Source organism: Microbacterium lacus, assembly GCF_039531105.1.
Lineage (GTDB): Bacteria > Actinomycetota > Actinomycetes > Actinomycetales > Microbacteriaceae > Microbacterium > Microbacterium lacus.
Genome location: NZ_BAAAPK010000001.1, coordinates 924,504 through 943,724, shown reverse-complemented (window position 1 = coordinate 943,724; position 19,221 = coordinate 924,504). Strand labels below are relative to the sequence as shown.

The following is a 19,221-nucleotide window of genomic DNA, read 5'->3' as shown; positions in this document are numbered from 1 at the left end:
TACATCCTCGGATGCGCCGGGCTTTCGGCTTTCCGGCGTCAAGACCCTGTCCCGGGGTGCCCGCCGCCGCTAGCGTGGCGAAGGTGGCGGCACGCAAAGAGACCATGCTCGAGATCGACGGCACGCCCGTGCGGATCTCGAGCCCCGACAAGATCGTGTTCCCCGCGCCGGGCCTCACGAAGCTCGACGTCGTCCGCTACTTCCTCGCCGTCGCATCGGGAGCGCTGCGCGGAGCGGGAGGCCGGCCGATGGTGCTCAAGCGCTTCGTGAAGGGCATCGAGCAGGAGGCGTTCTTCCAGAAGCGCGTTCCCGAGAGCCACCCGGACTTCATCGACACCGCGACGCTCCACTACGCCCGCGGCACATCGGCGGAGGAGACCGTGATCCGAGACGCCGCCGGTCTCGCGTGGGTCGTCAACCTCGGCTGCCTCGACCTGAACCCGCACCCGGTGCGCGCCGAGGACCTCGACCACCCCGACGAGCTCCGGGTCGACCTCGACCCGATGCCCGGCGTCGACTGGGCGCAGATCGTCGACGTCGCGATGATCGCCCGCGACGTGCTCGAAGATATGGGACTCGTCGGCTGGCCGAAGACGAGCGGTTCCCGCGGCCTGCACATCCTCGTCCGCATCGCGCCGCGGTGGGACTTCCGCCAGGTGCGCCTCGCGGCCGAGACCCTCGCCCGCGAGATCGAGAACCGCGCGCCGGGACTCGCGACCGCGCGGTGGTGGAAGGAGGAGCGCGGCGAGAGCGTGTTCGTGGACTTCAACCAGAACGCGAAGGACCGCACCGTGGCGTCGGCCTATTCGATCCGCCCGCTGCCCGATGCCCGGGTCTCCACTCCCCTGCGCTGGGACGAGGTGGGCAGCCGCAGACCCGAGGAGTTCACCGCGCTCACGGTCCCGGCGCGCTTCGCCGAGATCGGCGACCCGCACGAGGGGATCGACGACGCGATCGGCTCCCTCGAGGGGCTCCTGGCCCTCGCCGACGAACTGGGGCCGGCTGAGAAGCCGCCGCGTGCGGGCGACGGCGACGGGCGGCGGCAGTCCACGATGCCGCTCATCGAGATCGCGCGCACGAAGACCAAGCCCGAGGCGCTCGACGCCCTGCGGGAGTGGCGGGACCGGCATCCGGCCGCCGCCGCTCTGCTGCACCCCGCCGATGAACTCGTCGACGGCATGCGCGGGTCGAGTTCGCTCTGGTATCGGGTGCGCGTCAACCTGCAGCACGTGCCCGAGGGTGAGCGCCCCGCACAGGAGGAGCTGATCGCCGACTACGACCCGTGGGCGGGACGCAGGTCGCCGTAGAACTGGCCGTGATAGCCGAGCAGGACCGGATGCGGGAGCTCGGCCCGTGCGATCTCGGTGAAGGTCGCGGCATCCAGCACGAGGAGGAACGACGTTCCGCGGGCGGCGTCCAGCACGACCGAGAGCACTACGCCGTCATCCTCGACCTCGCGTCCCGGACGCCCGACGAACACGCCCTCACCCGGATAGCACCCCTCCTCCGACCACGACGCCGTCGAGCGCTCGGCGACGTCGATCTTCACGAGCCGGTCGTAGAAGCCGCGCTCACCGCGCACACCGACGCCGTACACGTAGCGCAGCTCCGGGCTGGTGTTGCGTCGCGCATAGTCGATGCTCGGCAGCTCGATCCCGGTCGGCGAGATCACCTCGGCGTGCAGGCGACCGGTCGCGCCGCCCAGGGGCACCCGCAGCCGCCGCAGCGTCCCCGGCGGGATCTGCACATCGGGATCCTCGAGCCGGTGCAGGTAGAAGGACTGGATGACCGATGCGTCGTCGTACGCGACGAGGTCGACGACCACATCGTCGCCGTCGTCGTACGCGTTCACGTGGTGGAACGCGAAGAACGGATCGGCGGTCGCGGATTTCACGTGCTTCCCGGTCGCCCGATCGAACACGTGGATGCGGGTCCCCCGGTTCGGCTTCCACCGGAAGTTCTCGATGTAGGGCTTCAGCCAGAGCAGCAGCGACACGGGGTTCACGACGAGAGGGAACTCCACGAGGATCACGTGCTTCTCGGACATCCCGAACGAGTGGATGTAGGACGGCTCCCCCACGGCCCGGCTCGCGAACGTCGTGCCCTCGAGCAGACCCGGGTCGGTCGTGTCGACGCGCCGGAAGACGTACGTGCTCAGGGCTCCGTAGCGGGTGACCAGGTTGATCGCCTCGTGACGCTCCTCGTCGAGGTGCGGATGCACGGTCGTCATGCGACCGAAGTTCGAGCGGTCCCACCCGGTCACCCCGACGGTGCGGAGGGTCTCGGGATCGAACTCCACCTGGATCGGCGTCTCGGCGAGCGCGAGGTAGTGCTCGGCGACCCGGGCGATGTTGACCTTCGCGCTGTCGGTGGCCTGCGGGTCGAAGACAGCCATCGCGCGGGCGAACAGCGAGCGGCAGGGGTCCGTGGCGAACTCGGGGAACGCGATGCGTCCCTCCTCGCGTGCGGCCCGGTACGACTCGGTCTCGAGGAACCTGTTGGCGTAGGAGACGCGACCGTCCGAGATCGTGAACCGGTGCAGCATCGCGAGCCCGTCGAACCAGTGCCGGTATCGGCGGTCGCCGACCTGGAAGGTGCCGGGGCCGTTGCGCAGCAGAGACCCGGTGAGCCACGTCGGCAGCGCACCGGTCACCGGAACGTCGTCGAGAGCGACCTCGGGGCTCTCCCCGAAGCCGGCGGCGGCGTACGTCGCCGTCATCGCGCGGCCGCCGTCCGGACGGCCGGGCGCCGCGCGGTCGCGTCGCGGGCGACGAGATCGGCGGCGATTTTGCCCGACGCGAGCACGGCGGGGATGCCCGCCCCCGGGTGCGTCCCGGCTCCCACGAGATAGAGCCCCTGCACCCGCGGCGAGCGGTTGTGCGGCCGGAACCAGCCGGACTGGAAGAGCGTCGGCTGCAGGGAGAACGCCGCGCCGTGGGGGGTGTTCAGGACGTCGCGGAAGTGCTCGGGTCCGATCGCGTGCTCGACGACGAGGTGGTCTTTCAGTCCCGGCAGGTAGCGTTCGTCCAGCACCTGCACGACGATGTCGCGCACGTCCCGCGCCGTCTCGGGGCTGATGTGCTCGGCATCCCGCAACGGCGGCGCGGCGACGAGCACGTACATCGCCTCGCAGCCCTCGGGGGCGATCGAGCGGTCGGTGCGCGTCGGCAGGTGCACATAGAGGAACAGGTCGTCGGCGGCGAGCTGCTCCCTGCCGGCGGTGCGGCGGGGGCGGCGGAACACGCGGTCCAGGACGTGTCGCGAGTCCCCGCCGAGCAGGAGGTTGTGGTGCGCCAGCGGCGTCTCGGGCCAGGTCCGATCGGCGCCGAAATACAGGACGTGCAGCGACATGCTGGGGCGCGCGGCCTTGGCCCGTCGCGCGGCCAGGCCGCGGGACGGACCGAGCAGCGCCTCGTACGTGAAACCGGGATCCGCGTTCGAGACGACGATGTCGGCATCCCTCGTACTGCCGTCGGCGAGCCGGACACCCCGCACCCGTCCGCCGTCGGTGAGGATCCGCTCCACCTCCGCACCGCACTCGATGCGGCCGCCCAGGCGCTCGAGGAGCCCGCCGAGCGCGTCGACGATCGCCGCCGTGCCGCCCACCGCGTAGTGCACGCCCCAGCGACGTTCGAACTCGACGATGAGCGCGTAGAGCGCGGGCGTGTGCGCGGGGTGACCGCCGATCAGCAACGGGTGGAAGGCGAGCGCGCGGCGCAGGAAGGGATCGCGGATGCAGGCGTCGACCAGACGCTGGACGCCGAGCGCCGCACGATGGCGCAGCAGGAAGGGCAGCATCCGCAGCATGACGTGCAGCTGCATCATCGGGCGCTCGGTGTAGGGGTAGAACGCGTCGAAGATGCGGCTGATCCGGCCGCTCAGCCGCGTGTAGCCCGCCGCGTCGGCCGGACTGCGGCGCGCGACCTCCTCCCGCATCCGCTCGGCGTCCGCGTGGAAGTCGAAGTGCGCGCCGTCCGCATCGAAGGCTCGGTAGAACGGGTCCAGCGGCACGAGCCGGACGTGGTCCTCGAGCTTCTCCCCGGCGAGCGCGAACAGCTCCTCGAACATGAACGGCGCCGTCAGCACGGTGGGCCCCCCGTCGAAGCGGAAGCCGTCCAGTTCGTACAGGTACGCCCGTCCGCCGATGCGTTCGCGCTTCTCGAGCACGGTCACCTCATGACCGGCGGCCGCCAGGCGGATGGCCGCGGCGAGACCGCCGAACCCGCTCCCGACGACGATGGCCCGCATGAGGTCACGATATCCGCTCCGCGCGGCAGCCTGGGCGGTTCGATCCCCCTGATTCCCCCGGGGTTTCCCCGATGTTCCGGTCACGTCCTCCGGGAGGGGCGCCCCAGGACGTCGTGCACCGCCTGCGCGAGCGAGGTCATCGCGTGCGCGGGGTCGACGGCGCGGGCGGCGACCACCGCTTCCGCGGAGAGCCGCGCACGTCGCTCCACGTCACCGAGCACCTCGACGAGTGCGCCGGCGAGGGCGTCGATGTCGGCATCCGGAACGAGCACGCCGCCGCCCGAGGCCAGCAGGTCGCGGGGCCCGTACCGCACGTCGTAGGCGACGACCGGGCACCCGTGCGCGAGCGACTCGGCGATCGAGAGCCCCTGCCCCTCGAACGCGGAGGTGGACAGGAACACGGATGCCGCATCCAGCTCACGGCCCGGGTCCTCGGTCAGCCCGCGCAGAGCGACGTGCGCGTCGAGTCCGAGCTCGTCGATCAGCGCCTGCAGCGACGCATGCTCGGCGCCCTCGCCGAAGACGTCGAGGGTCGCGCCCGGCACCTCTGCCACGACGGCCGCGAACGCGCGGATCGCGTGGTCCACCCGCTTGCCGGGCGCGAGCCGGTTCAGCATCACGACGCGGCCGGGAGCCCGATCCGACAGCGGGGTGACGGATGCCGCGGAGGGGACGGCGTGCGGCACGACGACGTGCACCGGGGAGGCGCCGAACCGGTCCTGCACGTCTGCGCGCTGGGTCGTGGTCGGCCAGAGCACGGCGTCGAAGCGCTCGGCGAGACTGAACCAGCGCGACCACAGCGGGTTGGTCGGCGCGTCCGGAGTGAACGGGGGCTCGAGGTGGATCGTGTGGATCGCGTGCACGAGACGCAGCGCCGGATCATCCCAGCCCGCCAGGAGCTCGCCCAGTTGGCGGGACTCGCAGATGACGACGACCGGGCGGTCGGCATCCCCCGCGCGCAGCTGCGCGACGACGTAGGCGAGCCACGCCCGGTAGAGCGCCCCGAATCCCTCGAGGACCCCGGCGACGTGGCCGCGCTCGTCGTACGCGGCGACCGGTGCCGTGGCGACGTGCCAGTCGGGGTCGCCCGCGATGACCGGGAGACCGAGGACCGGACGACCCTCCGTGTCCGAGACCCTGCGGTACTCGAGCGCCGGATCGGGCGCGCCGGGCTCGGCGGCCGCGCGGATCCAGGCGGCCGCGCCGCCATGGGGCGCCGCGGCCTCGTCGAACAGGTTGCGCATGCGGTCGGGGTGCAGCACGAGGTCGCGGCCCGCGAACGCGGCACGGTGGCGGGCATGCTCCTCGGGCGTGCCGGGGTCCAGGGTCAGCAGCAGTGGACCACGGCCCTCATGGACACCGGCAGCGGCCATCTGGCGGGCCCGGGCGAGGGTCGCCAGGGTGTACCCGCCGTCACGATCGGGGATGAGACGGCTCGAGAGCACGAGGTATTCGGCATCCGGGAATTCGCTCACACCCCCATCCTGCCCCTCTCCCTCCCGCCGAGACGGTCCCTCTCCCCCCGAGATGGTCCCTCTCTCGCCAAGACGGTCCCTCTCTCGCCGAGATGGTGCCCACCACCTCGGCGGGAAACCCACCATCTCGGCGGGAAACCCACCACCTCGGCGGGAACCGGAAAGCCGGGGAGCGGCGCGCGGTGCTACCGGGTCACTCCCACTCGATCGTCCCCGGCGGCTTGGAGGTCACATCGAGCACGACGCGATTGACCTCGCGGACCTCGTTCGTGATGCGGTTCGAGATCCGCGCGAGGACGTCGTAGGGCAGGCGGGTCCAGTCGGCGGTCATCGCGTCCTCGGACGACACCGGTCGCAGCACGATCGGGTGACCGTACGTGCGGCCGTCGCCCTGCACGCCGACCGAGCGGACATCCGCGAGCAGAACGACCGGGCACTGCCAGATATCGGCATCGAGCCCCGCGCGGGTCAGCTCTTCACGGGCGATCGCGTCGGCGTCACGCAGAATCTCGAGACGGTCAGCGGTGACCTCACCGACGATCCGGATGCCGAGGCCGGGCCCCGGAAACGGCTGGCGTCCGACGATCACTTCCGGTAGACCCAGTTCGCGGCCGATCGCGCGGACCTCATCCTTGAAGAGGGTCCGCAGCGGCTCGACGAGTTCGAACTGCAGGTCTTCCGGGAGTCCGCCGACGTTGTGGTGCGACTTGATGTTGGCCGTGCCCGTGCCCCCGCCGGATTCGACGACGTCGGGGTACAGGGTTCCCTGCACGAGGAAGCGGATCGGCTCGCCGTCCGCGGCGGCCTCGGCCACGAGCTCCTTCTCGGCCGCCTCGAACGAGCGGATGAACTCGCGGCCGATGATCTTGCGCTTCTGCTCGGGGTCGCTCACCCCCGCGAGTGCCGTCAGGAACTGCTCGCGCGCGTCGATCGTGACCAGGCGTACGCCGGTGGAGGCCACGTAGTCCTGCTCGACCTGCTCGCGCTCGTTCTTGCGCAGCAGCCCGTGGTCCACGAAGATGCAGACGAGCTGGTCGCCGACGGCCTCGTGCACGAGCGCCGCCGCGACCGCGGAGTCCACGCCGCCGGACAGCCCGCAGATCACGCGGCCCGTGCCGACCTGCTCGCGGATGCGCGCCACCTGCTCGGCGATCACGTTCCCGCTGTTCCAGTCGGCGGCGAGGCCGGCCCCGCGGTGCAGGAAGTTCTCGATCACGCGCTGCCCGAAATCGCTGTGCTTGACCTCGGGGTGCCACTGCACGCCGTACATGCGCCGCTCGTCGCTCGCGAACGCGGCGACCCGCGTCGCCGAGGTCGAGGCCAGCACGTCGAAACCTTCGGGAGCCTGCGAGACCTGATCCCCGTGGCTCATCCACACGTTCTGCTCCGCCGGCTGCCCGGCCAGCAGCACGCCGCCGTCACCGGCGAGGGCGGCATCCGTCGCGCCGTATTCACGCAGCCCGGTGTTCGCGACCTCGCCGCCGAGCGCCTGCGCCATGACCTGGAATCCGTAGCAGATGCCGAGCGTCGGCACACCGAGCTCGAACACGCCGGGGTCGAGGGTCGGCGCGCCCGGCTCGTACACCGATGACGGGCCGCCGGAGAGGATGAGCGCGACGGGGTTCTTCGCGGCGATCTCGGCGGCGGTCGCGGTGTGCGGCACGATCTCGCTGTACACGCCCGCTTCGCGCACGCGCCGGGCGATCAGCTGCGCGTACTGCGCGCCGAAGTCGACGACGAGCGCCGGGCGCTGACTCGTCTCGGTTTTCTCGGTCACCGGGAACCTTCCGAAGCGGGGACGGTGGATGAATCGGATGCCGTCTCGGCGGCTTCCCGCTCGTCGAGGTAGCGGCGCACCTCGCGGGCGACGCGCGCCTCCATGAAGAACGACAGGAACGGCACGATGCCGCCAAGCGCCAGGACGATGAACCGCGGGAACGGCCAGCGCATGAGGCTCCAGATGCGGAAGCACGAGAACAGGTACACGACGTAGAACCAGCCGTGCGCGACCAGGATGAACTGCGAGACGTTGAAGCCGTCGCCCACCGAGGTCATTTCGCACGCGTTCGTCATCGGCAGGAACAGCGACCACCACTGGCAGTCCGCACCCGCAATGACCGGTGCGAACCACACCGCTCCACCCGATCCGCCGACGAACAGCTCGACGTGCAGCGGGGTGTACTTCAGGATCATCTCGGTGACCAGCAGCAGCAGGCCGATACCGGTGATCGTGGAGCAGATCTCGTAGAACTTCAGCGCTCCGCGGATCGCCGGAAACGTGGCGAGTTTGGGAGCGCGCGGCATGGCTCCAGTCTACCCGCGGGCCTAGGCGTCCTCGGCCGCCGCCTGGGCGTCCTCGAGGTCCTCGACCTCTTTCTCCCACGCGTCCCGGGCGAGGCGATACCAGAGGTAGAACGCGAAGCCGGCGAAGACCGCCCACTCGAGTGCGTAGAAGATGTTGAGCCAGTTCAGCGGCGCGTCCGCCGGTGCGGGTGAGGAGATCGCCTGCAGGCCGGCCAGCGGAACCTCCGCGGCGATGTACGCGCGGTAGACGTCGAGTCCCGCCACGTCGTGCCAGCGCGACAGCAGCGCCGCGGGCGACATGCGGGTGAGCTCGAGAGGGTCGCCGGCGCGCGAGGGCGGGACCGGCCCCTCGTCCGAGATCAGGCGCCCGGTGATCGCGAGCGGCGCGTCGTCGGACCCCGCCGCGCGGGCCTGCTCCTCGAGCTCCGCAGCCGCGGCGAGCGCCTCCTCCCGCGTGGGCACCCACCCGATCGCGACCGCGACCGACACCGGCTGGGCGGGCACCTCCTCGGCGATGCGGAACTGGCCCGTCACCCAGTAGCCCTCGGCGCCGTCGTTGAAGCGGGAAGAGACGACGATGAAGTCGCCGGGGATCCACGTGCCGGTCGCGGTGACGCGCTGGCCGACGAGCGGCTCGGGCACGTACTCCCCCGGCGCGGCGACATCGGCGAGCGGCTGCACGACCTCGGTCGCACCGGGAGGAATCGGGTTCGACTGCAGCGCGCGACCGAGCTGCCACTGGCCGAGCCACGCGAAGACGCCCGCGATCACGAGGCAGAGCGCGAGCACGCCGATCCACCGCGGGCGCAGCATGACTTCGCGCAGCGTCGGCGGGAAGACCTCGTCCGGCGGCACGACGTCCGCGTCGGGGGAACTCATCCCGTGCTGTACGGCGCGACCACGACGTCGACCCGCTGGAACTCCTTGAGATCGGAGTATCCCGTGGTGGCCATCGACTTCTTCAACGCCCCGATGAGATTCGCGGTGCCGTCGGCGACCGGCGCCGGGCCGTACAGGATCGACTCGAGCGTCGTCACCTGGTCCACGCGCACGCGGTGCCCGCGCGGGAGCTTGGGGTGGTGCGCCTCCGGTCCCCAGTGGAACCCGCGACCCGGCGCGTCGGTCGCGCGTGAGAGGGCGACGCCGAGCATGACGGCATCCGCCCCCATCGCCAGCGCCTTCACGATGTCGCCCGACGTGCCTACGCCGCCGTCGGCGATCACGTGCACGTAGCGCCCGCCGGACTCGTCGAGGTAGTCGCGGCGCGCCCCGGCGACGTCCGAGACGGCGGTGGCCATCGGGGCGTGGATGCCGAGCGTCGCGCGCGTCGTGGACGCGGCCCCGCCGCCGAAGCCGACGAGCACACCCGCGGCGCCGGTGCGCATGAGGTGAAGGGCCGCCGTATACGTCGAGGCGCCGCCGACGATCACCGGGACGTCGAGGTCGTAGATGAATTTCTTGAGGTTCAGCGGCTGGTCCACCGACGAGACGTGCTCGGCCGAGACCGTCGTGCCGCGGATGACGAACAGGTCGACGCCGGCCGCGACGACCGTCCCATAGAGCTCCTGCGTGCGCTGCGGCGTGAGTGCCCCGGCGACCGTCACCCCGGCCGCGCGGATCTCCGCCAGTCGATCGCGCACGAGCTCGGGCTTGATCGGCTCGGCGTACAGCTCCTGCATGCGGCGCGTCGCCGTCGCGTCGTCGAGCGAGGCGATCTCCTCGAGGTGCGGTTCGGGGTTCTCGTAGCGCGTCCACAGCCCTTCGAGGTCGAGGACGCCGAGCCCACCGAGCTGGCCGAGCACGATCGCCGTGGTCGGGCTCACGACGGAGTCCATCGGCGCGCCGAGCACCGGGATGTCGAACGGGAACGCGTCGATCGTCCACGCGGTGGACACGTCTTCCGGGTTGCGCGTGCGCCGGGACGGCACGACGGCGATGTCGTCGAACGTGTAGGCGCGACGCGCGCGCTTCGCGCGACCGATCTCGATCTCCATGCTCACGTCCTCAGCCTACCCGGGGCGCTCGCGGCGATGCGGGCGCTCACCAGGGCTCATCGACGCGCGGTGCCTCGTCGAGCACCATCTGGATGCTGACGGGGAAGCACTCGTCGAACAGCTCGGTCATGCCGGCATCCCTGCCGTACTCCTCTGTCATGCGCAGGCCCACCATCGTGTTGATGAGCATGCCCGTCGCGAGGAACTTCTGCGCGTCTTCCGGAGAGAACCCCGCCTCATCGCGCAGGAAGTGCCACACCTGGGCGAAGCCGCCGCGGGCGGCGGGCCCGATGACCGGGTGCGCGCCGAGCAGGAACGCCTGGGAAAGGATCTGGTGCAGACCGCGCACCTCGAGCAGGTTCAGGTAGGTCTGCCCCATCAGCTCGCCGCGCGCGTGCGGGTCCGAGACGGCCGGCGCGCTGCGGAAGGCGGCGAGAAGACGATCGAGCGCGCTGCCGAGAGCCGCGAGGAACAGGTTCTCCTTCGTGCCGAACAGCCGCACGACATACGGCTGGGAGACGGATGCCGCACGGGCGACGTCGTCGGTCGTGGTGCCCACATATCCCTTGGCTCCGAACACGGCGATCGCGGCTTCGACGATCTGCTCGCGTCGCTCGTCGGAGCTCATCCGGCCCTTGGTCTCGGTACCGGCATCCGCGTCGTCGATCCTGTTCGCACCCACGCTTGACATGTTATCAGTCGATTACTACAGTTGCCCCATCTTGGTAATCATTCGATTACAACAATCATCGAAAGGGTCCGTCATGGCTCTCCTCACTCCCCGCACGACCCGACGCCGGGCCTTCGGACTCGTCGTGCTCGCGGCATCCCTGCCGATGTTCATGGCGACCCTCGACAACCTCGTCATGACCAATGCCCTGCCCGTCCTCCACGATCGGCTCGGTGCGTCCGTCGAGGAGCTCCAATGGTTCGTGAACGCGTACACGCTGTCGTTCGCGAGCATGATCCTCGTCGCGGCGGCGCTGGGCGACCGGTTCGGCCGCCGGACGGTGTTCCTGATCGGCATCGCGATCTTCGGGGTCGGCTCGGCGCTCGCAGCTCTCAGCACCGACCCCGCGCAGCTGATCGGCGCACGCGCGCTGCAGGGCTTCGGCGCCGCCGGCGTGCTCCCCCTGTCGCTCGCCCTCATCTCGGGCGGGGTTGCTCCCGAGCGGCGACCGCTCGCGATCGGCATCTGGGGCGGGATCTCGGGTCTCGGCGTCGCGGTCGGACCCCTCGTCGGCGGTGCGGTGATGGAGGGCTGGAGCTGGCAGGCGATCTTCTGGATCAACGTGCCGGTCGCCCTGATCGCGATGCCGCTCGCCTTCGTCGTCCTGAACAACGACTTCGGCCGGCGTGCGCGCATCGACATCGCGGGTGCGGTTCTCGCCGGGACGGCCGTGCTCGCTCTGGTGCACGCCATCGTGCGCGGCAACGACGACGGCTGGGGCTCGGCGGGCGTGATCGCCGAGATCGTCGGCGCTGTCGTGCTGCTGATCGTGTTCGTGCTCTGGCAGGCCCGAGCGAAGGCGCCCCTCATTCCGCTCCGCCTGTTCGGGGACCGCTCGTTCTCGGTGACGAACATCGTGGGCTTCGCGTTCAGCTTCGGGACGTTCGGGGCCGTGTTCATCCTGATCCAGTACATGCAGGTCGTGCAGGGCTCCACGCCGCTCGAAGCGGCCGTGCAGACGACACCGTGGACGCTCGCCCCGATGTTCGTCGCACCGCTCGCGGGCTTCATCGCTCCGCGCGTGGGCACCCGGGTGCTCATGGTCGCCGGGCTCGGGCTGCAAGCGGTGGCCCTGTTCTGGATCGCCGTCACGATGTCGACCGATCTGGCCTACGCCCAGCTCGTCGCGCCGTTCATCCTGGCCGGCGTCGGGATGGGCCTGGTGTTCGCACCCTCGGCGACCGCGCTGCTGGCGACCCTCGGCATGATCGATCACGCGAAGGCATCGGGAGTCAACTCGACCATCCGAGAGATCGGCCTCGCCCTCGGCACCGCGGTGATGACCGCGATCTTCGTCGGCGCCGGCGGCGAGCTGCGCCCCGACCTCTATGTGGATGCGGCGCGGCCGGCAGTCCTCGTCGGAGCAGTGGTGCTGCTCGTCGGGATGGTCGTCGCACTGTGGCTGCCGGCGGGTCGCTCGTCGACCGACGCCGCCGGTGACGAGACGGATGCCGAGGGGCCGGCATCCGCTTCACCCGAGCTCGTCAGGGCCTGACCCGTCGACGCCCGGCCGTTCCGCGCAGAGGCGGCGACTTCCGCCTGCACTGACCGCCTTCACCGCGCGCGGGTCACGCGCTCCTCGTCCCAGACCGGCTCGTCGGACTCGTACACCGCACCGTCGGCGCCGAACACGAGGAACCGGTCGAACGATCGCGCGAACCAGCGGTCGTGCGTGACGGCGAGCACCGTCCCCTCGAAGAGGGCCAGCGACCGCTCGAGTGCCTCAGCCGAGGCGAGGTCGAGGTTGTCGGTCGGCTCGTCCAGCAGCAGCAGCGTGGTGCCCGACAGCTCGAGCAGCAGGATCTGGAACCGCGCCTGCTGCCCACCCGAGAGCGTCTCGAAGCTCTGCTGCGCCTGACCGACGAGGCCGTAGCGATCCAGGGCCGAGCTCGCGGCATCCCTCGGCAGTCCAGGTCGGTTCTCGTCGCCACGATGGAGCAGCTCGAGAAGCGTGCGGCCGAGGAACTCGGGATGCCGGTGGGTCTGGGCGAACCAGCCGGGGACGACGCGCGCGCCCAGGGTGGCACGGCCCGTGTGCGCGACCTTCTCCAGGTTCGCGCCGGCGGAGGTGACGTGTCCGAGGCGGGTGTCGGGGCCGGTGCCGCCGCGGGCCAGGAGACGGAGGAAGTGCGACTTGCCCGAGCCGTTGGATCCGAGCACGGCGACGCGGTCACCGAACCAGACTTCGAGGTCGAAGGGCTTCATGAGACCGGTGAGCTCGAGTCGCTCCGCGATCACCGCGCGCTTGCCGGTGCGCGCTCCGCGCAGTCGCAGCTGGATATCCTGCTCGGGCGGCCGTTCCTCGGGCGGGCCGGCCTGCTCGAACTTCGCGAGCCGGGTCTGGGCGGCCCGGTAGCGCGAGGCGAACTCGTCGCTCGAGGTCGCCTTGACCTTCAAGGCCGCCACGAGCGCCGTGAGCTTGGTGTGCTGCTCGTCCCAGCGGCGCCGCAGCTCGTCGAGCCGATTCATCCGGTCGATGCGTGCCCGATGGTAGGTCGCGAAGCTGCCGCCGTGCACCCAGGCGGTGCTCCCGGCCGCGCCGGTCTCGAGAGTCACGATGCGGTCCGCGCCGCGCGCGAGCAGCTCGCGATCGTGCGAGACGAGCAGCACCGTCTTGGTCGTGCTGCGCAGTTGCTCTTCCAGCCATCGCTTGCCCGGGACATCCAGGTAGTTGTCGGGCTCGTCGAGCAGCAGCACGTCGTCGGGTCCCCGCAGCAGCGCCTCGAGCACGAGTCGCTTCTGCTCCCCACCCGACAGCGAAGTGAGCTCGCGGAACCGCGCGCGTTCGAAGGGGACGCCGAGTGCGGCCACCGTGCACTGATCCCAGACGGTCTCGTGCTCGTAGCCGCCGGCATCCGCGTAATCGGCGAGCGCCGTCGCGTACCGCAGCTGCGCGTCGAGGTCGTCGTCCTCGATGATCGCGGCCTCGGCGGCTTCGAGCTCGATCGCCGCCATCCGGATGCGGCGGGGCGCCACCTCGATCAGCAGGTCGTGGACGGTCGCCCCCTGGGCGCCGTGCCCGACGAACTGGTCCATGACCCCCAGGGCGCCGCCGATCGAGACCGCTCCCCCGTGCGCGGGCTCATCGCCGCGGATGATGCGCAGCAAGGTGGTCTTTCCCGCCCCGTTCGCTCCGATGAGTGCGGTGGTCGACCCCTCGCCGACGCGGAACGAGACCTCGTCCAGCAGAGGTCGTCCGTCCGGAAGGCCGTACGAGACCGTGTTGATGTCGATGTAGCCCATGGCCTGACCTGCGCACCGCTTCTGATCGTCGCCGGGCGCTCGCGCGCGGCATCCGTCGGCGTCGTGCGCCGGCCCGCGGGTGGCGAGCCGACCAGACTACCCCAGCACGCTCAGGCGGCCGAGTACCGCCCGGACGCGATCGCGCGGGCGCGCGCCTTCGCCGCCTCCTCCTCGCGGTTCTTCGGCGGCGTGACGGCGACCAGGTCCTGAAGGAGGTGTCCTGTGATGTGGGCGATCTCCTGCACGGCGCGGTCGAAGGCCTCCTGGTTGGCCTTGGAGGGCTTGGTCGTCCCCGCGATCTTGCGGACGTACTGGAGGGCCGCCGCGTGGATCTCGTCGTTCGTCGCGGCCGGCTCGAAGTTGTGAAGCGTGTGGATGTTGCGGCACATGAGTGCCACGGTACGCCGGGCGCTGTGGCGGCGGAAGGTCAATCTCCCGAACGCGCCGCCCGCTTCTGCAGCGCCGCAGCCAGCGGCTGATTGATGACGAAGACGAGGAAGCCCCATGACCCGACGAACGGCGCGAGGACCACGGCGCCGGCGGCGCACCCCACCGCGACGGCACCCGCGATGGACTGGGTCGCCGCGTCGGGCCGCGCTTCGTCGGAGAGCAGGTGGCCACCGCGGGCCATCGCCCATCGGTAGGCGAGGAAGCCGAACAGCGTCGCGAAGAAGAAGTTGATCGGCAGCAGCATCCGCCCGGCGTAGAACTCCGAGAACTCTGCCACCAGGGTCGTGGTGAACGGGATGAGCACGATGAACAGCAGCCGGATGCTGTTCAGCCACATCAGGCCGCCGTCCACCCGCGCGATGTCGCGGAACTGCTGAAGGTGGATCATCCAGAGCAGGCTGAGCAGACCGAAGGAGATGACGAACGCGAGGAAGCTCTCGGACATGTCCGCCAGCGCCGACCACATCTCGGCATCCGAATCGATGCGTCCGAAAGCGGTCGTGGTCAGATCCAGGACCAGGAGCGTCGCGGCGATTGCGAACACGCCGTCCGCATACGCCTCGACCCGGGTGGTCGAGAACACGCGCTGCTGGGGGACGGCCATCGCCCCAGGTTACCGAGAGCGCCCAACCGCCGGCGATTCGGCCGAATCCCTGCGCGGTTGGCTCGATCCTGCGAGCTCTGACGGTCTACCGACTCGAGCGGATGCCGCTTACCGCTTGTAGTTCGGCGCCTCGACCACGATCTGCACGTCGTGCGGGTGGGACTCCTTGAGCCCGGCCGCGGTGATGCGGACGAACTTGCCCTTGGCCTTGAGCTCCTCGATCGTGCGCGCGCCGACGTAGAACATGGACTGCCGAAGGCCCCCGACGAGCTGGTACGCCACCGCCGAGACCGGGCCGCGGTACGCGACCTGGCCCTCGATGCCCTCGGGGATGAGCTTGTCGTCGCTCGGGACATCCGCCTGGAAGTAGCGGTCCTTCGAGTACGAGGTCTTCTTGCCGCGCGTCTGCAGCGCACCGAGCGAACCCATGCCGCGGTACAGCTTGAACTGCTTGCCGCCCTGGAACACGATCTCGCCCGGCGACTCGTCGGTTCCGGCGAGCAGCGAGCCGAGCATGACGGTATCGGCGCCCGCGACGAGAGCCTTGGCGATGTCGCCGGAGTACTGCAGCCCGCCGTCGGCGATCACCGGGATGCCGGCATCCCGCGCCGCCTGGAAGGCCTCCCAGATCGCGGTGACCTGCGGCACGCCGACACCGGCGACGATGCGGGTCGTGCAGATCGAGCCCGGCCCGACACCGACCTTGACGGCATCCACGCCCGCGTCGATGAGAGCCTGCGCACCCTCGCGGGTCGCGACGTTGCCGCCGATCACGTCGATGTGGTCGAAGGACGCGTCGGCCTTGAGGCGGCGGACCATGTCGATCACACCGGCCGACTGTCCGTTCGCGGTGTCGACCACGAGGACGTCGACGCCCACGTCGCGCAGGGCCTCGGCGCGCTCCCACGCGTCGCCGAAGAAGCCGATCGCCGCACCCACGCGGAGGCGCCCGTGCTCGTCCTTCGTGGCGAGCGGGTACTTCTCGCTCTTGTCGAAGTCCTTGATCGTGATGAGGCCGGCGAGCTTGCCCTCGTCGTCGATGAGCGGCAGCTTCTCGACGCGGTGCTGGGCGAACAGGGCGATGACCTCGTTCGCGCCGATGCCGACGCGGCCGGTGATCAGCCCGTCACTCGTCATGACGTCGCGGACCTTCGTGGTCTGCCGCTCGAAGCCCGAGACGAAGCGCATGTCGCGGTTCGTGATGATGCCGAGCAGGCGCCCGTCGTCGTCCACGACCGGCAGGCCGGAGATGCGGTACTGGGCGCACAGGGCGTCGACCTCTTCGATCGACGCGTCGGGGGTCGTCGTGATCGGATCGGTGATCATCCCCGACTCGCTGCGCTTCACGCGATCGACCATCGACGCCTGCTCGGCGATCGAGGCGTTGCGATGCAGGATGCCGATCCCTCCCTCGCGGGCGATCGCGATGGCCATGCGGGCCTCGGTGACGGTGTCCATGGCCGCCGAGAGGAGCGGGGTGGCGACCGTGATCCGGCGCGTCACGCGCGAAGAGGTGTCCGCTTCGCTCGGGATGACGTCCGTGTGGCCCGGCAACAGAAGGACGTCATCGTACGTGAGCCCGACGAAGCCGAAGGGGTCGTGGTTCTGCATGGGTTCTCCTGCGCGCACCGCGCGTTGATCGGGGTGGACGACGACGGCCGGGGCGCGAGGCGCACCGTACTCGATTCTAAGCGCGGAGGGCGCCGATTCATTCCGGCCGCGCACCCGTCGGACACCGGCCGGTCACGGATCGGACACGTCTCGGATGTGTGCGGTAGGCGAAACAAGTCCGACACATTACGCTCGTACCGTCGTTGATCAGCGCTGCTTCGACCCGAACCCTCGGCGCGGCAGCGGACTGGAGGTTTTGTGAGTCCCACGGCTCTACGCGTTCGACGGGCCCAGCCCTGGCTGGTCGTCCTGATCGGCACTCTCCTCGCGGCGGCGATGGTGTTCCTGTCCACCCCCGGCGCGTTCGCCGCGGCCCCCGACACGCCAGGCGGCGACCAAGAGGCGACGGACTTCTACTTCGGCGGTGTGATCACGTTCGAGGACAAGCCGGTGCCCGATGTGACCGTGAAGGTCTCGGGCGGCGGCTTCGATGCGGAGACCGTGACGAACGCCGAAGGCCAGTGGCGCCTGTACGTGCCCGAAAAGGACACGTACACGCTCACGGTCGACGAGTCCACGCTGCCGGACGGCGTGATCGTGGACGGCGAATCCGCGTCGCAGGAGGTGGAGTTCGGCCTCACGGGATCGAAGATCGTGAACCTCTTCCTCGGTGAGGGTGAGCGCGTGACGCAATCCCTGTGGGACCAGCTCCTGGTGCGCGTGATCAACGGCCTGAACTTCGGCCTGCTCCTCGCCCTCGCGGCGATGGGCGCGTCGCTCATCTACGGCACGACGGGCCTGTCGAACTTCGCGCACGGCGAGATGGTGACCTGGGGCGCGCTCATGGCGCTCGTGCTCACCTCCTTCTGGGCGCTGCCGTTCTGGCTCGGCATCATCGTCGCGGTGGTCATGGGAGGTGTGCTCGGCCTGGCGCTCGACGCGGGCCTGTGGAGACCTCTGCGCCGAAGAGGGCTCGGGGTCGTGCAGCTGATGATCGTCAGCATCGGCCTCTCCCTCGCCCTGCGCTACACGTTCCAGTACTTCATCGGCGGATCCACGTACCAGCTGCCGGGAGCCAGCCCCACCCCGATCCAGTTCGGACCGATCTCGCTGTCCTACATCGACCTGATCAGCATGGGCGTGAGCATCGTGGTGATCCTCGCTGTCGCGTACTTCCTGATCGGCACCCGCGTCGGCAAGGCGACCCGCGCGATCTCGGACAACCCGCAGCTGGCCTCGGCGTCCGGCATCAACGTCGACCGGGTCATCCGGATCGTGTGGATCCTCGCCGGTGTGCTGGCGGCCCTGTCCGGCATCCTGTGGGCGTACTTCCGCCCGGGTGTGCGGTGGGACATGGGAACGCAGATGCTGCTGCTGATCTTCGCGGCGATCACCCTCGGCGGCCTGGGCACCGCATTCGGCGCGCTCCTCGGCTCGCTCATCGTGGGCATGGTGGTCGAGGTCTCGACGCTGTGGATCCCGTCCGATCTCAAGTACGCCGGCGCGCTGGTCGTCTTGATCCTCATCCTGCTCGTCAGACCTCAGGGCTTGCTCGGTCGCAAAGAAAGATTGGGGTAGCGGCCATGGATTGGGGAGCAATTCTCTCGAACACGCTCGGGTACATCCTGAGCCCGGTCACGATCGCGTACGCGCTCGCGGCCACCGGCCTCGCCGTGCACTTCGGCTACGCCGGACTGCTGAACTTCGGTATGGCCGGCTTCATGGCCCTCGGCGGCTACGGCTACGCGATCTCGGTCCTGAGCTTCGGCATCCCGTGGTGGCTCGGCATGATCATCGGTCTGCTCGCCGCGGCCGTGTTCGCGCTGATCCTGGGTATCCCGACTCTGCGGCTGCGGGCGGACTACCTCGCCATCGTCACGATCGCCGCAGCCGAAATCGTGCGCCTGCTGTTCACGACGCAGGTGTTCGACGAGTTCACGAACTCCGCGGACGGCCTGGGCGGCTACCACGCGAGCTTCCGTGCGGCGAACCCGTTCCCGCCCGGGCAGTACGGCTTCGGGCCGTGGCAGTCCAACGAGACCGTGCTGTGGACGCGGGTGTTCGGGCTCGGAATGCTCGCGATCGCGATCCTGCTGGTCTGGTCGCTCATGCGCAGCCCGTGGGGCCGCGTGCTCAAGGGCATACGTGAGGACGAGGACGCCGTCCGCTCGCTCGGCAAGAACGTCTTCGCCTACAAGATGCAGGCCCTCGTGGTCGGCGGTGTGATCGGCGCGATGGGCGGCATCGTCTACGTGCTGCCGTCGGCGGTCGTCCCGTCCAGCTACACCACGGCGCTGACGTTCTTCCTGTGGACGATCCTCCTGCTCGGCGGTGCCGCGACGGTCCTCGGACCGACGCTGGGTGCCGTGATCTTCTGGGTGGTCCTCGCTCTTCTGGGCAACCTGCTCCCCGAGCTCGCCGACGCCGGCATCCTGCCGATGTCGTCGATCCAGGCCGGCACGTTGCGCTACATCCTGGTCGGGGTCGCCCTCATGGTCCTCGTGATCTTCAGGCCGCAGGGAATCCTCGGCGACAAGAGGGAGATGACCTTTGTCAAGTAAT

16 protein-coding genes are annotated in these 19,221 nt (G+C 70.0%); 4 read left to right on the top strand and 12 right to left on the bottom strand.

The window, feature by feature from the left end:
• Nucleotides 1-104: 104 nt before the first annotated feature.
• Nucleotides 105-1,307 carry a non-homologous end-joining DNA ligase gene (gene ligD, locus ABD197_RS04450; RefSeq protein WP_344055792.1) on the top strand — a complete coding sequence of 401 codons (1,203 nt, stop codon included), beginning with the start codon at nucleotides 105-107 and terminating at the stop codon, nucleotides 1,305-1,307.
• On the opposite strand, the gene ABD197_RS04445 is transcribed toward ligD, so the two are convergent.
• The 8 genes from ABD197_RS04445 to ABD197_RS04410 all read right to left on the bottom strand — a co-directional run bounded on the left by ABD197_RS04445 (nucleotide 1,274) and on the right by ABD197_RS04410 (nucleotide 10,703).
• Entirely contained in the window at nucleotides 1,274-2,719 is a 1,446-nt protein-coding gene (locus ABD197_RS04445) for a carotenoid oxygenase family protein (RefSeq protein WP_344051998.1), read from the bottom strand. The two genes, ligD and ABD197_RS04445, sit on opposite strands and share 34 nt — an antisense overlap.
• Nucleotides 2,716-4,248: a phytoene desaturase family protein gene (gene crtI, locus ABD197_RS04440; RefSeq protein ID WP_344051996.1), complete on the bottom strand. Its 1,533-nt coding sequence runs from the start codon at nucleotides 4,246-4,248 to the stop codon at nucleotides 2,716-2,718. Before crtI ends, ABD197_RS04445 begins: the two co-directional genes overlap by 4 nt.
• A gap of 80 nt (nucleotides 4,249-4,328) precedes the next feature.
• Nucleotides 4,329-5,723: a glycosyltransferase gene (locus tag ABD197_RS04435; RefSeq protein WP_344051994.1), complete on the bottom strand. Its 1,395-nt coding sequence runs from the start codon at nucleotides 5,721-5,723 to the stop codon at nucleotides 4,329-4,331.
• 193 nt (nucleotides 5,724-5,916) lie between these two features.
• Nucleotides 5,917-7,500, bottom strand: coding sequence for a glutamine-hydrolyzing GMP synthase (gene guaA / locus ABD197_RS04430; protein ID WP_344051992.1), 1,584 nt, complete (start codon nucleotides 7,498-7,500; stop codon nucleotides 5,917-5,919).
• Complete coding sequence (locus ABD197_RS04425) at nucleotides 7,497-8,027, bottom strand: DUF3817 domain-containing protein (protein WP_344051990.1); 531 nt, start codon at nucleotides 8,025-8,027, stop codon at nucleotides 7,497-7,499. Before ABD197_RS04425 ends, guaA begins: the two co-directional genes overlap by 4 nt.
• 21 nt (nucleotides 8,028-8,048) lie before the next feature.
• Nucleotides 8,049-8,906 carry an SURF1 family protein gene (locus tag ABD197_RS04420; RefSeq protein ID WP_344051988.1) on the bottom strand — a complete coding sequence of 286 codons (858 nt, stop codon included), beginning with the start codon at nucleotides 8,904-8,906 and terminating at the stop codon, nucleotides 8,049-8,051.
• A complete protein-coding gene (locus ABD197_RS04415; protein WP_344055791.1) occupies nucleotides 8,903-10,021 on the bottom strand; it encodes a GuaB3 family IMP dehydrogenase-related protein in 1,119 nt (372 codons plus the stop codon). The genes ABD197_RS04420 and ABD197_RS04415 overlap by 4 nt, the downstream gene beginning before the upstream one ends.
• A gap of 46 nt (nucleotides 10,022-10,067) precedes the next feature.
• Nucleotides 10,068-10,703 carry a TetR/AcrR family transcriptional regulator gene (locus tag ABD197_RS04410; RefSeq protein WP_344051986.1) on the bottom strand — a complete coding sequence of 212 codons (636 nt, stop codon included), beginning with the start codon at nucleotides 10,701-10,703 and terminating at the stop codon, nucleotides 10,068-10,070.
• A gap of 82 nt (nucleotides 10,704-10,785) precedes the next feature.
• Between ABD197_RS04410 and ABD197_RS04405 the strand changes: the two genes are divergently transcribed.
• Nucleotides 10,786-12,246, top strand: coding sequence for a DHA2 family efflux MFS transporter permease subunit (locus ABD197_RS04405; protein ID WP_344051984.1), 1,461 nt, complete (start codon nucleotides 10,786-10,788; stop codon nucleotides 12,244-12,246).
• Nucleotides 12,247-12,305: 59 nt separating this feature from the next.
• Here ABD197_RS04405 and ABD197_RS04400 read toward each other — a convergent pair whose 3' ends face one another.
• From ABD197_RS04400 to guaB, 4 genes are all read right to left on the bottom strand, one after another.
• Nucleotides 12,306-13,994 (bottom strand): ABC-F family ATP-binding cassette domain-containing protein, encoded by a 1,689-nt coding sequence (locus ABD197_RS04400; protein ID WP_344051982.1) that lies wholly within the window; start codon nucleotides 13,992-13,994, stop codon nucleotides 12,306-12,308.
• A gap of 110 nt (nucleotides 13,995-14,104) precedes the next feature.
• Nucleotides 14,105-14,383 carry a DUF2277 domain-containing protein gene (locus ABD197_RS04395; RefSeq protein ID WP_344051980.1) on the bottom strand — a complete coding sequence of 93 codons (279 nt, stop codon included), beginning with the start codon at nucleotides 14,381-14,383 and terminating at the stop codon, nucleotides 14,105-14,107.
• A gap of 38 nt (nucleotides 14,384-14,421) precedes the next feature.
• On the bottom strand, nucleotides 14,422-15,048 hold the full coding sequence (locus ABD197_RS04390; RefSeq protein ID WP_344051977.1) for a TMEM175 family protein: 627 nt from the start codon (nucleotides 15,046-15,048) through the stop codon (nucleotides 14,422-14,424).
• Nucleotides 15,049-15,156: 108 nt separating this feature from the next.
• On the bottom strand, nucleotides 15,157-16,659 hold the full coding sequence (gene guaB / locus ABD197_RS04385; protein WP_344051975.1) for an IMP dehydrogenase: 1,503 nt from the start codon (nucleotides 16,657-16,659) through the stop codon (nucleotides 15,157-15,159).
• 336 nt (nucleotides 16,660-16,995) lie between these two features.
• Here guaB and ABD197_RS04380 point away from each other — a divergent pair, with 336 nt between their 5' ends.
• Both ABD197_RS04380 and ABD197_RS04375 read left to right on the top strand, forming a co-directional pair.
• Complete coding sequence (locus ABD197_RS04380) at nucleotides 16,996-18,237, top strand: ABC transporter permease subunit (RefSeq protein WP_344055790.1); 1,242 nt, start codon at nucleotides 16,996-16,998, stop codon at nucleotides 18,235-18,237.
• Between the two features lie 5 nt (nucleotides 18,238-18,242).
• Complete coding sequence (locus tag ABD197_RS04375; protein WP_344051973.1) at nucleotides 18,243-19,220, top strand: branched-chain amino acid ABC transporter permease; 978 nt, start codon at nucleotides 18,243-18,245, stop codon at nucleotides 19,218-19,220.
• Nucleotide 19,221: the final 1 nt, after the last annotated feature.